The sequence below is a fragment of the Bradyrhizobium sp. genome (assembly GCF_016462955.1).
Lineage (GTDB): Bacteria > Pseudomonadota > Alphaproteobacteria > Rhizobiales > Xanthobacteraceae > Bradyrhizobium.
This window is the reverse complement of record NZ_JAEMSD010000653.1, coordinates 1,444-3,200: the sequence shown is the minus strand read 5'-3', so window position 1 is coordinate 3,200 and position 1,757 is coordinate 1,444. Positions and strand designations below refer to the sequence as shown.

Below are 1,757 nucleotides of genomic sequence, written 5' to 3'. Positions count from 1 at the left end.
CTGTCCCTCCGAGCACGAGCTCGATACCGTCAGGCGCCGGCGCGAATTTCCGGTGAAGATGACGCAAGCGATGCAGGTGATGGTGCAGAACAACATCATCAGCGGCGCCTTGCGGGCCGGCGATCGGCCGCTCAAGGTGCCGCTGGTCTTGCGCCTCGTCACCGCGCTGCCGTGGCTTCAGGGCATTCCGGCGCGCCTGCTTGCGCTTGGCGTGCGGCCGGAGCACGTGCATTCGAGGGCCGTGCCGGAACCGTAACGCAGGAGTCGCTAAGGATAATACCGCGTTAAATCGCGCGCCAAGCGTTGCGCACGAGCAACAGCGCCAACGGATTCAAGGCGCGCTGCAGGCCAATCCGGCGTCTTAACTTTCTTGATTCAAATTTGAGTAAGACCTGCGTGTGACCGTGCGCCCATCAAAGGACACGGGGTGTACCATGCGTAACAAACTGATTGCCGCCTTCGCCTGCACGACAGCTCTGGTTTCGACCGGCGCCGCCTCCGCCGCCGATCTCGGTGCGCGCTACACGAAGGCGCCTGCTTATGTCGAGCCGCTGTTCAACTGGACCGGCTTCTATGTCGGCGGCCACATCGGCGGCGCCTGGACCAACGAGCAATTCGTCAACACCGGCAACACGGCCGCGTTTGGCGACCTGGCGCCGGGCCAGGGCTATCGCCAGCGCAAATCGGGCGTCATGGGCGGCGCGCAGATCGGCTACAACTGGCAGGCCAACAACTACGTCTTTGGCGTGGAAGGTACGATCGCCGGGCTCGACAACAACGCCTCGTTCACGAACACCGCATTCGGTGCCGGCGACGACGTGTTCTCCTGGCGTGCCAACGTGCTCGCGACCATCGTCGGCCGCGCCGGCTTCGCCGTGCAGAACAATCTCTTCTACATCAAGGGCGGCTATGCCGGCGTGAACAACCGTCTCTCCGTCAGCGACACGGTCGCTCCGGCGACGGGCTCCGGCGGTCAGACCCACTGGGCCAACGGCTGGACGGTCGGCGCCGGTTGGGAATACGGCGTTACCCGCAACTGGATCGTCGGCCTCGAATACAATTACGCTGCCTTCGGCAGCCAGACCTATCAGCTCGGCGGCACCTCCGGAAACTACAGCTTCGATGCCAAGCCGCGCGACATTCAGTGGGCCGTGGTGCGCGCGAGCTACAAGTTCGACGCACCGACCATCGCCCGCTACTGAGCACGTCGACGCAACGCGACCAACGATCAAGAAAAGCACTTCAAGTCTCAAAAGCCCCGGCCTGGTCCGGGGCTTCTTTTTTGCGTGGTTGATTGCGGGGCGGGCGCGGCCTCAGGCCATCACCGAGAATCCGCCGTCGACCGGGATCGCGGTGCCCGTGACGAAATTCGACGCGGGCGATGCCAGGAATACGGCGATGCCGGCGAAGTCGTCGATGTCGCCCCAGCGTCCCGCAGGCGTGCGCGCCAGCACCCGCTCGTGCAATCCCGAGACCTGCTGCCGCGCGCCGCGGGTGAGGTCGGTATCGATCCAGCCCGGCAGGATGGCGTTGACCTGGATGTTGTCGGGTGCCCAGGCATTGGCGCAGGCACGGGTGTACTGCACGATGCCGCCCTTGCTGGCCGCATAGGCGGTCGCAAAGCTCGCCCCGAAGATCGACATCATCGAGCCGATGTTGATCACCTTGCCGTTGCCGGAGGCCTTCAGCGCCGGATAGGCCAGCTTCGAGCACACGAAGGCGCTGGTGAGGTTGGTGTCGATCACCTTGTTCCATTC

2 protein-coding genes and 1 pseudogene are annotated in these 1,757 nt (G+C 64.3%); 2 read left to right on the top strand and 1 reads right to left on the bottom strand.

Features of this window, described 5'->3' with window-relative positions; all coding sequences use genetic code 11:
* Window positions 1-256 (top strand): annotated as a pseudogene (locus tag JHD07_RS36315) (FAD-dependent oxidoreductase); the annotation flags it as partial.
* A gap of 178 nt (window positions 257-434) precedes the next feature.
* Window positions 435-1,202, top strand: a complete 768-nt coding sequence (locus JHD07_RS36310; protein WP_291630942.1) for an outer membrane beta-barrel protein — start codon at window positions 435-437, stop codon at window positions 1,200-1,202.
* Between the two features lie 111 nt (window positions 1,203-1,313).
* Here JHD07_RS36310 and JHD07_RS36305 read toward each other — a convergent pair.
* A partial coding sequence (locus tag JHD07_RS36305) for an SDR family oxidoreductase (protein ID WP_291630940.1) occupies window positions 1,314-1,757 on the bottom strand: 444 nt, incomplete at its 5' end.

Excerpts from the sequence above, each read along its gene's own strand:
- JHD07_RS36310 (WP_291630942.1), top strand. The coding sequence starts at position 435 with ATGCGTAACAAACTGATTGCCGCCTTCGCCTGCACGACAGCTCTGGTT.